The organism is Leisingera sp. ANG-M1 (assembly GCF_000813745.1).
Taxonomy (GTDB): Bacteria; Pseudomonadota; Alphaproteobacteria; order Rhodobacterales; family Rhodobacteraceae; genus Leisingera.
Genome location: NZ_JWLC01000030.1, coordinates 87,713 through 102,419 on the forward strand (window position 1 = coordinate 87,713; position 14,707 = coordinate 102,419).

The 14,707-nt window shown below is 51.8% G+C and carries 13 protein-coding genes; 7 read left to right on the forward strand and 6 right to left on the reverse strand.

Annotated features, from left to right (window positions below):
* Positions 1 to 15: 15 nt before the first annotated feature.
* The 3 genes from RA19_RS27260 (at position 16) to RA19_RS23755 (ending at position 1,598) form a co-directional block, all read left to right on the forward strand.
* A complete protein-coding gene (locus RA19_RS27260) occupies positions 16 to 168 on the forward strand; it encodes a hypothetical protein (protein WP_206540301.1) in 153 nt (50 codons plus the stop codon).
* A 455-nt stretch (positions 169 to 623) separates the two neighbouring features.
* Positions 624 to 866 (forward strand): hypothetical protein, encoded by a 243-nt coding sequence (locus tag RA19_RS23750; RefSeq protein WP_039167727.1) that lies wholly within the window; start codon positions 624 to 626, stop codon positions 864 to 866.
* Between the two features lie 69 nt (positions 867 to 935).
* Positions 936 to 1,598 (forward strand): hypothetical protein, encoded by a 663-nt coding sequence (locus RA19_RS23755; RefSeq protein WP_152615862.1) that lies wholly within the window; start codon positions 936 to 938, stop codon positions 1,596 to 1,598.
* Between the two features lie 81 nt (positions 1,599 to 1,679).
* Here the strand turns inward: RA19_RS23755 and RA19_RS23760 are convergent, their stop codons facing one another.
* A complete protein-coding gene (locus tag RA19_RS23760; RefSeq protein WP_039167732.1) occupies positions 1,680 to 2,000 on the reverse strand; it encodes an H-NS histone family protein in 321 nt (106 codons plus the stop codon).
* 937 nt (positions 2,001 to 2,937) lie between these two features.
* On the opposite strand from RA19_RS23760, the gene RA19_RS23765 reads away from it, so the two are divergent.
* Both RA19_RS23765 and RA19_RS23770 read left to right on the forward strand, forming a co-directional pair.
* Positions 2,938 to 3,831, forward strand: a complete 894-nt coding sequence (locus tag RA19_RS23765) for a phage integrase N-terminal domain-containing protein (protein ID WP_039167735.1) — start codon at positions 2,938 to 2,940, stop codon at positions 3,829 to 3,831.
* A 197-nt stretch (positions 3,832 to 4,028) separates the two neighbouring features.
* On the forward strand, positions 4,029 to 4,217 hold the full coding sequence (locus tag RA19_RS23770; protein ID WP_039167848.1) for a helix-turn-helix transcriptional regulator: 189 nt from the start codon (positions 4,029 to 4,031) through the stop codon (positions 4,215 to 4,217).
* 124 nt (positions 4,218 to 4,341) lie between these two features.
* On the opposite strand, the gene RA19_RS26740 is transcribed toward RA19_RS23770, so the two are convergent.
* The 5 genes from RA19_RS26740 to RA19_RS23790 are packed head-to-tail and all read right to left on the reverse strand — an operon-like array spanning position 4,342 to position 11,980.
* Positions 4,342 to 4,749 (reverse strand): hypothetical protein, encoded by a 408-nt coding sequence (locus tag RA19_RS26740; protein ID WP_152615863.1) that lies wholly within the window; start codon positions 4,747 to 4,749, stop codon positions 4,342 to 4,344.
* Positions 4,750 to 4,757: 8 nt separating this feature from the next.
* Positions 4,758 to 7,856, reverse strand: a complete 3,099-nt coding sequence (locus RA19_RS23775; protein ID WP_052262025.1) for a type I restriction endonuclease subunit R — start codon at positions 7,854 to 7,856, stop codon at positions 4,758 to 4,760.
* Positions 7,857 to 7,866: 10 nt separating this feature from the next.
* A complete protein-coding gene (locus tag RA19_RS25980) occupies positions 7,867 to 8,505 on the reverse strand; it encodes a hypothetical protein (protein WP_052262026.1) in 639 nt (212 codons plus the stop codon).
* A gap of 2 nt (positions 8,506 to 8,507) precedes the next feature.
* Positions 8,508 to 9,812, reverse strand: coding sequence for a restriction endonuclease subunit S (locus tag RA19_RS23785; RefSeq protein WP_052262027.1), 1,305 nt, complete (start codon positions 9,810 to 9,812; stop codon positions 8,508 to 8,510).
* Positions 9,809 to 11,980, reverse strand: coding sequence for a type I restriction-modification system subunit M (locus tag RA19_RS23790; RefSeq protein WP_039167738.1), 2,172 nt, complete (start codon positions 11,978 to 11,980; stop codon positions 9,809 to 9,811). The genes RA19_RS23785 and RA19_RS23790 overlap by 4 nt, the downstream gene beginning before the upstream one ends.
* A gap of 399 nt (positions 11,981 to 12,379) precedes the next feature.
* Here RA19_RS23790 and RA19_RS26745 point away from each other — a divergent pair, with 399 nt between their 5' ends.
* Complete coding sequence (locus tag RA19_RS26745; protein ID WP_152615864.1) at positions 12,380 to 12,562, forward strand: hypothetical protein; 183 nt, start codon at positions 12,380 to 12,382, stop codon at positions 12,560 to 12,562.
* 254 nt (positions 12,563 to 12,816) lie between these two features.
* Positions 12,817 to 14,646 carry a type IV secretory system conjugative DNA transfer family protein gene (locus RA19_RS23800; RefSeq protein ID WP_039167742.1) on the forward strand — a complete coding sequence of 610 codons (1,830 nt, stop codon included), beginning with the start codon at positions 12,817 to 12,819 and terminating at the stop codon, positions 14,644 to 14,646.
* Positions 14,647 to 14,707: the final 61 nt, after the last annotated feature.

Here is a 14,707-nt window from a genome sequence, read left to right on the forward strand (position 1 = left end):
TTACCGGAATCCTACATGAAGCAACGACTCCTGTTCAATCGCAAAATCAACCTTTTGCAAGGCGCTGAACAGTTTGGGGAATTCCGTTCGATCCTACAGGAGTTACGCGATGCGCAAAATGGGCTGGATGCTGGGGCTTTTGCTCTGCTCTGGGTGTGTCACTACTGAATTGCAGTACAAAGAAGGCATTACACCGCTTCAACGGAATCGGGATGTTGAGGCCTGCACTAGACAGGCAACGAAGCGCGCGCCGGTTGCCAATGTCTCCCACACAAGCCAGCGCTATTGGGTTCCGGCACGGCAGCATTGCAATAGCAAAGGCTGCTTCTGGCAGGGCGGTTATTGGGCAGGCGGGCAAACAACCGTCACAGATCAAAACATCCCCGCTCGAAAGCGGGCTTACGGTCAGTGCATGGCTCGAAAAGGGTATCAGCCCCTCGCCACACAAGGTTGCACGGGCAAAGTCAGGGAAGCAGTCATGCGGACGCCGCAGGGCCGCTATCCGCGCCTGACAGCGGAGTCGTGCACCGTCGGCATGTCTGACGGCACGCTCAAGGTCTACACGCCGTAGGCCGTCCCTTTCCCCGCAATCACTAATCCTTCACCCAACAAAGGAGTTCTTCATGGGTATTTTTGACGATGACGACGGCGATCTCTTCGGCAGCAAGAAGAAGCCGTATTCAGACTTTGATAAAATCTGCGGGCACTCGGGAATTTCCGATGCCATGTCGAGCACCAATCGCTACCGCACCGGCGGCCTTAATCACTGCCTGAGTGTTGGCCAGCAAATCGCGGCAGACGATGCCTCCAATGACATTGACGCGCTGTTTGTGGGCAAGCCCAAAGACAAAACGAGCTTCTGGTAAAGCCCCCTTCACTTACTTCGCTGTGCTCCGGGAAACCGGGGCACTTTTGATTCCAAAAGGAAAAAGACTATGCAATCTACAAATACTCATTGCGGTTTGAGCAGAACCAGTGCCATTGACCGCTGGATGGTCACTGAGACCAGCCCCATTTTCGTCGGGGCGAGTCAACTGGGCACACTCTCTGAAATCAGCAATGACTGGACAGCCCGAATCATCATCGCCAACGCGATTTATCTCAATGCCGTTAATGCTCTGGATGATGATGAAGCAGATGCGGTGATCAGAGAAGCATTTACGCAAGGCGGTAATGCCGGGCAGCGCGCGCTTGCGCCAACCTATGCCTGGGTTTACCCCAAGCTTGAAGCACATGAACTGCCGTCACAGATCATGTCACGGGTCATGCTGTACCTGTTCTCAATTAATTGGACGGTTGTGAAGCCCTTTCCGGCATACTCGCCCGCAAACTTTGAACCTCTGGAACCTTCTGAAATGGTAATCACGTTGGAGCAATTTCCTGACGGGGATTACAGCATGACATTGGGCGGTCTCTCCACATCTGACGCCATCGGCGCGATCAGCATGGAGGTGAGTCGCTTCGTCATGACTGGCTTTGCCGATGTGGATCACACTTACTTTTCAAGTAAGAGCACGGCTTTGGAATGCGCAGGCGTTGCGCAAAAATATCTCAAAGAAAAGTGGGGTTATGACTTCTCGGTGAAAGACGAAACCTGACGGCAGGCCAGACAGGTAGTCAAAAAAGAAAGGGAGCTGAGTGTTCAGCTCCCTTTTTGCGTGCAGACTTGCGTTGATGCTTTACTTGATCAACAGGTCTTCTTTGGCTGTTCCAGCGCCAATGGCTTCTTTGAACCATTCGGGCTGACGGCCGCGACCGCTCCAAGTCAATGCTGGGTTTTCAGGGTGGCGATACTTCGGCTCAACAACCTTTTTGACCTTGGTTCCTTTAGCGCCAAAAACCTCTTCAATGCTGACGCCGAGCTCTTTTGCCTTAGCAGTCAGAACATCACGGGCTTCTGCCAGCTTGCGGGCTTCAAAGGTTTTGATGGCAGCGCCAACGTCCTTTTCAAGAGCTTTCAGTTCTTCAAGGGACATGTCGTTGAGATTGAGATCAGTCATTGCCTGTCTTTCGCTGTGCATGAATTTGAATGCGATGTGCCGGTTATAACATTCTTTGTCCAGCTAGAAATGGTTAATGGCGCAAGGTTAATCCAATGTACCTCAATAAGATCGCAGTGTGTTCCCTTTGTAATGGCCGCGGGTTTCAAGAATATCTTGGAACCCTGCCACGTGGCGAACGCGGGGGTAGCAAGGACAAGGGCGCGCAGGTGATTATTTTGGTGCGCGAGGAATGGTGATCAATTCGGAGAATTGAGCAGCAGGGGAAAATAATCTCCTGCGTGGGCGAAGCCTTTACCCATTGACCGCGCGAGGGGTAGCGCCCCTTAGCTTCAGACAATAATGGCGCAACTTGTTTGCGCGTGCTGCCCATCAGCACTGGGGGCGAGGCAACGCCTCGGCGGGGGTATCCCCCGATGGCCAACGGCCATGCACGGCTGCGCCGTCACTCCGTGGCGCGGAGTGACGGCGCTCGGTTCGCCTCCCTCACCGCCGTTTCTGAGAGGAAATGACAAGTGACGGGCAAATGACGAGCTGAGCCACGAACGATCCCTCATCATTTCTGATCATTTCGTCGCAGGAAAATCGGCTTGGCCGTATAATGCTCTCGAAACCATGGAAAAGAGGACGTCCAACTTTCCCAGTTCCATCTCACACCGTTTTACAAAGGAGACACTGCATGATCACTGATCATCTTAAACCGCCATGAGCGGTCCGTTCACGACTTTACGGCATCACGCCGTCAATGCTGCGCATCGCAGCGCATAACCTGAAATCCCGCCTCCGGGCGTATTTCCGCCCATTGGGGCAACAGACATAAGCGCCAAGGGCGCATTTTTGTCTGGGCCAATTCCCGCTTTTGCGGACCGCTCAGCCTGAGGGCTGCCGGTTGGCCATCAACACTTAGCAATATCGAAAACAACAGAAAGAAAAGGAGATGGATAATCTCACTATGGACTTGGTGCGCCTCACCAAGCGTAACCGTGATGGCAGTTTTGGAACACAAAAGAACCGTCAACGAGGTCTGACCGCCATGGCAGCGGAACTCAAACACCTGGGCTATTCCTTGAAAACCTCCCGCTCCATCAAGCCAAAGCATGTAAATGCCCTGGTCGATCATTGGCGGGACAGTGGGCTCACCAAAGCCACCATCCGAAACCGGATGAGCTGGCTTCGATGGTGGGCGCAGAAGGTGGACAAGGTTTCCATCCTGGACAAGGACAATGCCAGCTATGAGCTCAATGATGACCGCACCGAACGGCAGAACATCGCCTTCACGCTGCACCCGGATCAATTGGACGCCCTGACAGATCGACATGTGCAGGCTGCGGTTCTGCTTCAGGCCGCATTCGGGTTGCGCCGGGAAGAAGCGATGAAAATTATCCCGAAAGAGGCCATCAAGAAAGATTGCCTGAGACTCAAGGGAAGCTGGACCAAAGGTGGTCGTCCGCGCACGGTGCCGATTGTGTCCCAGCATCAGCGTGTTGTGTTGTCTGCCGTCGCCCAGATTGCAGCGGACGGCAGCTTGATCCCGGAAGAGCGCTCTTATGCCCAGCACATGCGGATTTATGAACGCCAAGTGCACGGGGCGGGCATCACTCGGGCGCATGGCCTGCGCCACAAATACGCACAAGCCCGCTATGAAAAGCTCACAGGCATGAAGTGCCCCATCAATGGCGGCCCTGGCCGCTCCCTGATGAGTGATGAGCAATACGAATTAGACCGCCAGGCACGCCAACGGATCTCCAAAGAGCTCGGCCATAACCGCATCGAGATTACCGATGTGTATCTGGGCCGTCTCCTACAGGGAGGGTCTGCGCTATGCTCGTAAGCCTGTTTATCATTCTGGGGCAACTCATCTGGCTGTTTGCGATGGCGGTGCACGCCATCATGCATGGGTTAATTGTACTGCTCAGCAAGTTGATCCGATGAAGGGCCTATCTTCCATAGATTGAATTTCGTATCAAAGAACCACCCTGGGGCTTTCCTTGGGGCATCGCGATGCTCCTCAACAAGAGGAGTATTGTGATGAAGATGTTGAGCAAGCGGCAGGTGACTGAATTGGTTCTGTACTCACCGCAGCATATCGCACGTCTGGAAGCGGCAGGCAAATTCCCCAAGAGGGTAAAGCTGGGCCACAACCGCGTGGGGTGGGTTGAGACTGAGGTTCAGGACTGGCTTCAAAGTCGCATCGACGCACGTGATCAACGCCAATGACTCTCCTTGTCGAGAGCGGGAGGACTGGCCGAGAGGTCAGTCCTCTTCATTTTTGGGAGATCAAAAAGTGATGCGCAGGCTATTCTGAATGAGATTGTGACAGTGCTCTGATGGAAATACCGAGCTAATTTAAGAAAATGTGAAGGGCGAATGTCGCCGCAGTTGTGATTGCAGCAACACCAACAGCAATCTGTTTGATGATGAAGAATAAAGTTTGCAATAAGTAGGCGGGATGGTTTTTGTTGTATTTGTAGTCACTATCTCTCCGGGTGAGTGCGTGATTTACCGAAAAGTAAGCGCATAAATATTGGAAGTAATCACAAGAGATGGATATTACAGCCAGAGCTCCGGCTGAGTTGATCCAGAATTCATATGCCGAAATATATGATTTTGAGAAATCTGCGCCAGACGTTTGGATCGCAAAAACCCATGCGACGATACCAAACGCAACAAAACGTGTGGTTTCACTCAGTCGAGATGAGACAATAGATTTTTGTTCGAGTCTCTGACTATATGCATCGGAGTTTTTCATTTTTATTATTATTCACCAAATTTCATGGGTCCGGGATCATCAGTATTTGGATCGTTTGGAGACCCATTTGCTTTAATAATCGTATCGTAAACACGCTTTACCAAGCCATTGGCCGCGGCTTCGCGAAATCGATCATCGTTCATTAGCTTGGCAAATATCTCTTCATTGCCCTCCATGCGTTCAATGAACATGCCTTCAAGCATGGAGTTGAAGACTAAGGAAAAGTTATCTAGAGTGTTGGCCCGAGCGGCTTCCCTCAGTTTTTCTTTTCCTGTGGCCACTTCCACAACTTGGTCGAAGAACAATTCATCCGCTTTGTCGAATTCGGTTCCGAAGCGTTCATTGAGGGAATCGACGAGCAAGCTGAGCTGGACGGCTTCATCCTTGGAGACTCCAGAGCCAACTTCTGTTGGTCCTTTCAGTGGTTCCGCTTTGCCTTGCGTTAGGTCAATGCTACCCTCGCTGATTTTCTGCAATCGGTAGTATTGTAGCTCAACCTCATCGCCGAGTTGATACGGATTATCCTCCAAGCGTTTCGGCAGTTTAGGGATTAAAAGTCGAAGATAGGTGTACAGTTTCTCCTGTTCGGAGTCCTGGTAGGGCACGATTTGGGACAAAAAGGCATAGAGGTTTCGGAAGCTAGTTAATTTACCGCGCAGTAGTTCTCGATCACCATCTACCAAGGCGGCAAAGCGCTCGATGGCAAGGTCAATCAAAGCGTTTATGTTTCGGTGATCGGAAGCCGTCGGTTCCTTGCGATTCTTGAACCAAATTTCACAAACCCGGTCCACTTCATCGCTACCAAATACTCGCCATTCCTCAATGGAGTGTTGCAACTCATACAGCTGGTGTGGATCTGGTGCTTGGCCAGCTTCAGTGCTCTCGTAGAAGTCTTTAAATGATTGGAAAATCTCATCGCGCTCGTTCACGAAATCCAGAACAAACGTGTCTTCTTTACCCGCCGTCCGTCGATTGAGGCGAGAGAGCGTTTGAACCGCCTGAATACCCGACAGGCGCTTGTCAACGTACATCGTATGAAGCAGGGGTTGGTCGAAACCGGTCTGATATTTATCAGCAACCAGGAGCACTTGGTATTCCTCGGTGCCGAATTTCTCTGGCAGCTCGCTTTCTTTGATACCTTTGTTCATCCCAACTTCAGTGTATTCTTTGGTTGGGAAATCGGGATCTTTTACAGAACCGGAAAAGGCGACCAGTGCTTTAATGTCGCCATAGCCCTTTTCTTTCACATACTTATCGAAGGCCAGCTTATAACGCACAGCATGTAAGCGCGAGCTGGTGACCAGCATGGCTTTCGCTCGGCCGCCGATTTTGTGCCGCGTGTGATGGCGGAAGTGCTCAATGATCACCTCCACCTTTTGCGAAATATTGTGCGGATGAAGACTCATAAAGCGTGCAAGCTGCTTGGCCGCTTTCTTTCGAGGTACCTCGGGGTCGTCATCTATCGATTTAATCAGCCCATAATAGGCCTTATAAGTCGTGTAATTCTTGAGCACGTCCATGATGAAGCCCTCTTCGATGGCTTGTCTCATGGAGTAGTGGTGAAACGGGGGCTTCTCGTTCGCCCCAGGTTCATTGAACACTGCCAGCGTCTTGAATTTCGGTGTCGCGGTGAACGCAAAAAAACTGATGTTCTTCTGACGAGGGCGTTTTAGCATCTCTTGGAAGAGAGTTTCCTTCGCCTCATCCGAAAGGCTCTGCTCCTCCTCATCGTCTATTATTTGCTCGGCTATGGTGGCCGCAATACCGTCTCGGTTGAGAACTTTGCGCAACTCCATTGCGGTTTCGCCGCTTTGGGAACTGTGCGCCTCATCCACGATCACTGCAAAGGTCTTGCCTGTCGTATTGATTTGGACGCCTTCACCCTTCTCGGCCAACGTATCCAACGCTTGAGCAATAAATGGGAATTTCTGGATTGTCGTGATGACAATCGGAACACCCCCGGACAGCGCTTTGGCGAGCTGCTGTGTGTTCTCGTCGATCTTCTCGACCACGCCTTGTTTGTGCTCGAACTGATAGATGGTGTCTTGCAGCTGTTGATCCAGCACACGGCGGTCAGTGATCACCACCACTGTGTTGAACACTTTTTGATCGTTGCCATCGTGCAGGCTGGATAAACGGTGTGCCAGCCAGGCGATAGAGTTAGACTTACCGGACCCGGCGGAATGCTGGATCAGGTAGTTATGACTCGGCCCTTTTGTCTTGGCATCTGCCACCAGCTTCCGCACCGCATCAAGCTGGTGATATCGCGGAAAGATCATCGTTTCCTTGCGCGAAGTCTTGATCCCGCGTGCGGTCACGACTTTGGTTTCCTTGACCTCCAAATGTAGGAAGCGCGAGAGAATATCCATCAGGCTATCCTTGGTCAGAACCTCTTCCCACAGATAAGCCGTGCGGTAATTGTCCTCATCCAGCGGATTGCCCGCGCCGTACCCATGCCCTTTGTTGAAGGGCAGAAAGAACGTCTTTGATCCGCTCAACCTTGTGGTCATATAGGCTAGGTCAGTATCAACAGCGAAATGCACCAGCGCCCGTTCTTTGAACCGAAAAATTGGGCAAGTCGGATCGCGGTCGACCTTGTATTGCTTCTTGGCATGCTCAACCGTTTGGCCAGACATCTGGTTTTTCAGCTCCATCGTCACGATGGGCAGGCCATTGACTGATAGAACTAGATCAAGCGAGAGGCCCTTTTGCTTAGGATCGAAATGAACCTGCCGTGTGGCTATCAGGCGGTTGGCGGCGTAGTCAGCTAGCGCGTCGGGGTTCATGCCAGAGGCAGGTGCAAAATAGGCCAGCTTCCACGTCTTACCGAAACACTTGAAACCGTGGCGCAGCACATGCAGTGAGCCTTTGGCCGACAGCTCTTTGCAGAGCGAGTCTAGCAGAGTGCCCTTGGCGCGGTCACCGTGGAACTCTTGCAGGCTGGCCCAGCGTTTGGCCTGAGTCGCCTCGATGAAGGCAATGACATCGTCAGGGAATAGCCCACGCTCGGCATCAAAGCCGTCAGGATCGCCCAAGGCATAGCCGCCATTCGTAGTCAGGCTTTCGGTGATGGCATCTTCAAAACGGATTTCAGTATGTTTTCTCATAGTTTACAATCTATACGATTACTTTTTGTGTGTCATTTTCCAAATCTTCGAGCGCCATTCCGTTCACTTCATTGAATAGGTAATGGCGAATATCCGGATAATCTCTCAGATACTTTCCATCTGGATCCAAGTCGGGTCCGGGATTTTGGCAATCCGTGAAAACATACTTGGACACCTCAAGCTGGGCGTCCTTGTTGGAATAGACCGAGATCAGCTTGTGCAGCGTGTGGCACCATGCCTCGCCTGCATGCAGCTGAAGCATAACGTCTGATGCAGGGATAAACGTCCGCGCCTTCTTAAACTCGATGCAATAGGCTTTCAGCCGGTTTTCGTGTGCCTGAAACAAGACGAAGTCGCATTTACGCATCCAGGGGCGTTTGCCGTCGTCGTCGAGAAAGTGGAAAAGCGGGTTTTTGCAAGCATCCAGTCGCAACCCCAGTACTCGACCTGAGAAAGACAGCTTGGCTTTAAGACGCTCTTTGGTGGTCTCATCCGTATCAGCCAAAAGAAATTCATTGGCTGCCAGGCCCTCTCGCTCTTTGGCACGGCACAGCTGACCATAGTGCGGGATGTTGCTTTTCCCAACGCTTTCACGAGTGTCGAGGAAGGTTTTTAGATGCTTGAAGTAGCCATCTGCGTTTATTGGCATCACTACGCGACCTTGATCTTACCGGTGACCGCGTTAGTAATTACTGAAGAGCGGTACTCCCTCAAATGATCACGCGCAGTCGTGATCTTCTCTTCAGCCAGATCCATCTTGGCCAGCTCGGTTTCGATATGGCCCAGAATTTCGTACTGTGTGTTTTCATCAGGGATCATCACCGGGAAAACCCCTAGTGACTCTCGGTTAATCTTCGGCATCGCGACGCGCATCGACTCGAGAACTGCGAAGCGATGGAAGTGGCGGCTAAGCATCTGGAAGAACAAGAACTCTGGTCGCAAGCCTTTCAGTGCTCGGATAGCGTACATGTCGGCACTGCAAAGTCCAGCTTCGGGAGCTAGGGCAACCTTAGACAGCTCCGGGCGGATTTTACTGTAGAGAACTTCGCCAGCATCAAACTGATACTTTCCACTAATCGCCCCTTGCTCTTCAGCGCTCTCGTAAGGAAGCAAGCGGCCAGTGCCTGACTCGATGTGATCGGGAGCAATCAATGGCAGACTCTTGTATTCATCCAGTTTTGGGTCGACTTGGCCGCTTTGAACCTGACAGCACCATTTAAACGGCACAACATCCCATCCTACTGGCACATCGCCAAGCCAGTCGATGCCACTGGGTTTCATGGAAGTGTTAGGGTTGAGGCCTTTGGTGACGGCGTGGGTGATCAATGCGGTGCGTTGTTCAGCCAAAAGCCGCAGAAGCTCTTCCTTCTTGGCGATCAGATCATCTATCTCAGTCGTCTTCTCATCTAAAAAGTCCGCGATTGCGGTTTGTTCTTCGATAGGCGGTATGGCGATAGGAATAAATGATTGATACCCTTCGCTAAGAGAAGGAACAGCTCCAGGGTTGGTATGTTCGCCGAAATCAACCGTCGACATCCAATAGAAAGCGTATTTGTGATTGAGTTGGTCAGCGTTGGGTAGAAGTGCCGTCATATTGTTATCGATACAACAATCTGCCGTTGTTATGCGCCGCCGGTTCAGCAAAAGCGCAGCCCCAATTTTGGCGTAGCAAATGGCCTCCTTCGGAATGACCTCTGCGCGAAGTTTTGCTGCTGTCTTTCGATTTATTGTGTGCGGAGACTTATCAAGATGAACGCCATCTTTCGATAAGCTTAGGTCACCAACCTTGTAGAAATAGAGTTCTTCGCCTTCAATATTCTGCTCGTCCAATGGGAAACCAGCTCCCCCCTTCAGTCGTGAGACGTCTTTCAATCGTCGAACATCCCAATGTTCTGGAACAGTATCAAACCAAGGAACTCCGCTATCCTTGTATGCCGGATAAGGGGCGTAGCTCATGCGGTGATCCCCTTAAGCATCTCCATAATGTCGCGAGTGATATCCTCGATATCCGTTTCAATCTTCTCCAGCGAGCGTGGCGGCTCGTAGACATAGAAATGCCGGTTGAGCGGGATTTCATAGCCCATCTTGGTTTTCTTGTGATCAACCCAGGCGTCAGGCACATGCGGATGCACTTCGGCGGCGAGATAGGCTTCGACATGGCTTTTCACGAGATCGGGCAGTTGATCATCCGTCAACTCACCCTCAATCGCGTTCAGCATTGGCAGATCGATATCCTTGGGCAGCGGTACCAGCTCGGTATCGCGCAGCTCGGTATCCGGCTCGTGGTTACCTTTGCTGTCGGTGCAGGTAGAGGCAGTCTCATCCCGCTCCGACAATGCGCTCAGGATCGCTTTGCGGATCGGTGCTTCGAGCTTGAGGCCAGCGGTTTTGAAGGCGGCGTTGAGTATCTGAGTGAAGTCAGCGCGATTTTTGACCAGAGCGTCGGGCATGTCTTCCAAAACAGCGATGATCCGATCCTGCAAGACCTTGCCAGCCTCTTCCTCCGCCGCGATGACGGCACTGTCCTTGCGTTTTTTGCTCTGCGCCAGTTTTGCAAAGGCTGTCTCGCCTGCCAGCCGTGCAATGCGTTCTGCGCTGGCCTGGAAGTTCAGTTTCAGCGGTCGTTCGACGGTAATCTTGAGATAACCGAAATCGCGGTTGTCGAAGATCTTGGAGCATATCCGCTCTTTGGTTTTGCCGTCGATGACGACGCGTGAAGTTTCGTCATGTTTGAACTTGGCATAAAGGCGAGTGATCTCGTCAATGTGGTCGTCAGACAATTCATTGCGCTTATTGCCAAGGCTTTTGCGCATCTTCTGGAAGTGCTTAGTGCCATCAATCAATTGCACCTTGCCGCGCCGCTCGGGGCGTTTGCGGTTCGAGACAATCCAGATGTAGGTGAAAATCCCAGTATTGTAGAACATCTGATCTGGCAGCGCGATAATCGCGTCGAGCCAGTCGTTTTCGATGATCCAGCGGCGAATGTTGCTTTCACCCGATCCGGCATCCCCTGTGAAGAGGGGAGATCCATTGAAAACGATAGCGATTTTCGAGCCGTCACCGCCGATTTCGGGGCTGGGGCGCATCTTGCTGATCATGGTTTGCAGGAACAATAGCGCGCCGTCGTTGATACGTGGTGTGCCTGCGCCAAAACGACCAGAGAACCCAAGTGCGTCAGCCTCTTTCTGTACGATGGATTGCTGGGTTTTCCATTCCACACCGAAGGGCGGGTTGGCCATCATGTAATGGAATTTTTTGTCCAGATGCCCGTCTCCGGATTTGCCGTCACCCAGTGTGTCACCGAAGTGAATGTTGTCGATGGGTTCATCTTTGATGAGCAGGTCGGAACAACAGATCGCGTGGGACTCGGCATTATACTCTTGACCATAGAGAATTAGATTTGCCTGAGGGTTCTGCTCACGAATGTACTCCTCAGAAATTGAGAGCATCCCGCCGGTCCCGCAGGTAGGGTCATAAATCGTACGCGCGATGCCGGGCGTATAAACGTCTTCGTCCTCGGTATACATCAGATGAGCCATCAAACGGATGACTTCTCGTGGCGTGAAGTGATCTCCAGCCTCTTCGTTGGCTTGTTCGTTAAACTTGCGTACTAGCTCTTCGAAGACATAGCCCATCTGCAAGTTGCTTACGCGGTCGGGATGGAGATCAACTTCAGGTTTGGCGAATTCCTGAATCACCAAGAACAGACGGTTTGCGTTGTCGAGTTTCTCGATCTCTGCATCGAAGCCGAACTTTGAGAAAATGTCTTTGGCTTTGGGTGAAAAGCCTTCGATATAGGTAACCAGATTACGTGCAATGTTGTTTGGATCGCCCAACAGCTTTTCAAAGTCAAAATTGCTAATGTTGTAAAGCGGTTGCTCGCGATCATCCGCTGCGGTTTTCCCAAGGATCTTATGGATCGCGTCTTCGCTATGGCCCTGTGCTTTTAGCTTCTCATATTGGGCGAGAACTTTTGCCTTGGTGGGGGCAAGAACCAGATCCATCCGGCGCAGTACAGTCATTGGCAGCATGACACGGCGATACTGCGGCGGGCGATACGGGCCACGGAGTTTGTTTGCGATGCTCCAGATTAGGCCGACAAGTTGATCGTGATTCTGCTTCAAAGAACCTGCTCCAGCATTATTGCCAGCGGTTGCAGGCGTGTCGTTTGAGATATCATGAATTTTCCTTTTATTTCAGATCACTATACATCATGTTTCATGTTGTAGTAACCGAAAAAACTGCGCCACGTTCCAGATCGCCCAGCCCCTTCAACGAGCTATAGGACAGTCCTAGCCCTTGTGGCATCTGAACTCAAAAGCTATCCACAAAATCAAGATTCAAGGGCGCTCATTCTCGGGAAGCACGTATAGCGTGCTTTTTTCGTCAAGGGAAAGATCTGTAGCAACAACCTTCTACAGCCAATGCCGAGCAGAGCTAAGGGTCAGGAGCTTTTTTCGCACCCGATCATAACACTCCATGAAAAGCGGGATTGTCCCGCTTGACCCATCGGAGCATTTTCTATGAAAAAACTGTCTGACGCTGAAATCGCAGAAGTCGCACCCGCATGTGGAACGGACGTTGAAACCGTCCGCCAGATTGAGGATCGCGTTGACGCCATACCTGAAGGCGAAGAACAAGCCGACCTGGTTGCCACGGAAGCAGCATTCCGTGGCCAACAGGCGCGAAAACGGCTGGGGGGATAATCCCCCCATTTTTCGTGCCCTCTCCCCAGAGAAACCTGCTGCGAACTTCCACATTTGAGTTGCACAATCACATCCCGCAACGAGCTCATGTTGATGGGGATAATCTCAGGGATGCGGTATCCCCTTTTCCTATCTCTCCTTTGTTCAACCCTGTTTTCTTATGTGCCGATATGAGTCTTACTACCCTGCATTGCTGCGCTCGTGATTCATGCACTTCATGAGGGTGCATCGGTTTGACTGTTGGGAGGTGACTCATGCGCTTGGAGGATTATCAGGACTTTGGTCTGAGAGAGCTCAATCTTGAGCTTGCCGGAGCAGACAGCATTGGCCGTATCCGCGTGGCGGATAGCGATGAGGTTGTAGATCACTGCATTCAGCATCGCTTGCAGGTCGTCGCCAATGCCATTGACAACATCTACCTCGAGCATGGCGATGATATGGGTTTAAGCGCTGAGCAGAACCGCCAGCTTCTGACCTTTGATCAGTACCTGAGCACTGTCAAAGGAATAGACAGCATTCGTTCCAAGCTAGCTGAAGCCGAGCGGGATGTCCCCTATCAGGTTAGACGGATGGGAAACCCCGTAGAAGACAAAATCGCAGCCAAGATCATTGAGAAGAAGACAGGCTACAACCCGTCAGAGAACTGGAAACTCGCCGATAAAATCAACGAAGCTCGCCGTAAGCTTTACTCTCAGTACGATGCAACCACATTGCAATTGGCGCGCAACTTTAATCCTCATGTACATACGCCCGACCGCACGGGGTACCTTCACTTTATAGAGGGGCAGGATACTGCCTTTATGTCTGCGCTCAATGAAGCGCTGCCTGCTGCCCCGTCGCTCTCAGAAATCCGTCGCCACGCCTATATCACAGGCGGCTCCGGTTCCGGCAAAACAGAACTTCTGAAACAGCTAATCCATGCCGCCTATCATCGCTTCGACGAAGCGACGATTGTCATAGATCCCCACGGCGATCTGGCTGAGCAAGTCGCTCATTGGGAGATGTTCGTGGATGATGATCGGTTGATTTACATCGATCCCTATTTTGAAGAAGATCATGTGCCTGCCTTCAATCCGCTCATCGTGCCAGAAGGCACATCCATGCAGCAACGGGAAGTCATCGCCCAGCAACTCGTCAATGCCTTCGAGCAACTTTTGAAAGGGTCCGGCGGTGACAATCTCACGGTGAACATGCGGACAGTTTTGATGCCGTGCATTCTGACATTGCTAGATCAGCCAAGCTCCACGCTTGCTGACCTCCAACGGTTTATGAATGACCGGATCAACGAAGATTTGGTGGCATTGGGGGAGCAATCAAACCGACGGGCCATCCGGGACTTCTTCCAGCATGACTTCTCGGGTGATCCAACGTTGCGTCCATCGAAAAGCGCGATTTCAAGAAAGCTACAAAGCCTCTTCAACACCTTCGCTTTTGATGAAGTCGTCAACAGTCCCAAGAGCCTCGACCTTGAAGGGGCGATCAATCAAGGCAAGGTCATCCTCTTCAATCTCTCCAAAGGGCGGATGGGCGATGAAGCCAGTGAGGCATTCGGGCGCTTGGTCGTGGCAGCGGTTCAAGGGCTGGCCTTGCGCCGTGCAGACATCCCTGAAAACCGGCGCACCCCTATCAATCTTTTCATAGATGAATGCCAGAACTACATCGCACCGGCCACGATGCAGATTTTGGAAGAGGCCCGGAAATACGGTGTTAGCCTGACGCTAGCGCAGCAAGTGGTAGGCCGGGGCATGTCTTCCGAGATGCAGACCGTGGTGCTCAACAACACCAACGTCAAAGCGGCAGGCCGAACACCTGAAGATGACAAGCTGGCCAAAATCCTCGGAAAGACTCAAGCAGATGTGCAGGCGCTTCAAACCGGCCACTTCTGGATGAAGGTTGGCAACGGCAGTACGTTCAAGCTTGAAGCCAACAGCGACCTGGTTGGCAATAATATCAGCATGACGCCGGACCAATGGGCGGAGATCAAACAGCAGCAGCTTGAGTACTATCGAAATCTGAATGAGACTGCTGCGCCGCCTTCCGTCAGTGAGCCCATTCCGGATGATGGCAGCCCCATGACATGGTGAAGCTAGATACCTTGGGGCGCCGTAGTCGCTTTGAGAGAAGCCCTACAGGCAAGAGGATGCG

Excerpts from the sequence above, each read along its gene's own strand:
- RA19_RS27260 (WP_206540301.1), top strand. The coding sequence starts at position 16 with ATGAAGCAACGACTCCTGTTCAATCGCAAAATCAACCTTTTGCAAGGC.
- RA19_RS23750 (WP_039167727.1), top strand. The coding sequence starts at position 624 with ATGGGTATTTTTGACGATGACGACGGCGATCTCTTCGGCAGCAAGAAG.
- RA19_RS23755 (WP_152615862.1), top strand. The coding sequence starts at position 936 with ATGCAATCTACAAATACTCATTGCGGTTTGAGCAGAACCAGTGCCATT.
- RA19_RS23760 (WP_039167732.1), bottom strand. The coding sequence starts at position 2,000 with ATGACTGATCTCAATCTCAACGACATGTCCCTTGAAGAACTGAAAGCT.
- RA19_RS23765 (WP_039167735.1), top strand. The coding sequence starts at position 2,938 with ATGGATAATCTCACTATGGACTTGGTGCGCCTCACCAAGCGTAACCGT.
- RA19_RS23770 (WP_039167848.1), top strand. The coding sequence starts at position 4,029 with ATGAAGATGTTGAGCAAGCGGCAGGTGACTGAATTGGTTCTGTACTCA.
- RA19_RS26740 (WP_152615863.1), bottom strand. The coding sequence starts at position 4,749 with ATGAAAAACTCCGATGCATATAGTCAGAGACTCGAACAAAAATCTATT.
- RA19_RS23775 (WP_052262025.1), bottom strand. The coding sequence starts at position 7,856 with ATGAGAAAACATACTGAAATCCGTTTTGAAGATGCCATCACCGAAAGC.
- RA19_RS25980 (WP_052262026.1), bottom strand. The coding sequence starts at position 8,505 with ATGCCAATAAACGCAGATGGCTACTTCAAGCATCTAAAAACCTTCCTC.
- RA19_RS23785 (WP_052262027.1), bottom strand. The coding sequence starts at position 9,812 with ATGAGCTACGCCCCTTATCCGGCATACAAGGATAGCGGAGTTCCTTGG.
- RA19_RS26745 (WP_152615864.1), top strand. The coding sequence starts at position 12,380 with ATGAAAAAACTGTCTGACGCTGAAATCGCAGAAGTCGCACCCGCATGT.
- RA19_RS23800 (WP_039167742.1), top strand. The coding sequence starts at position 12,817 with ATGCGCTTGGAGGATTATCAGGACTTTGGTCTGAGAGAGCTCAATCTT.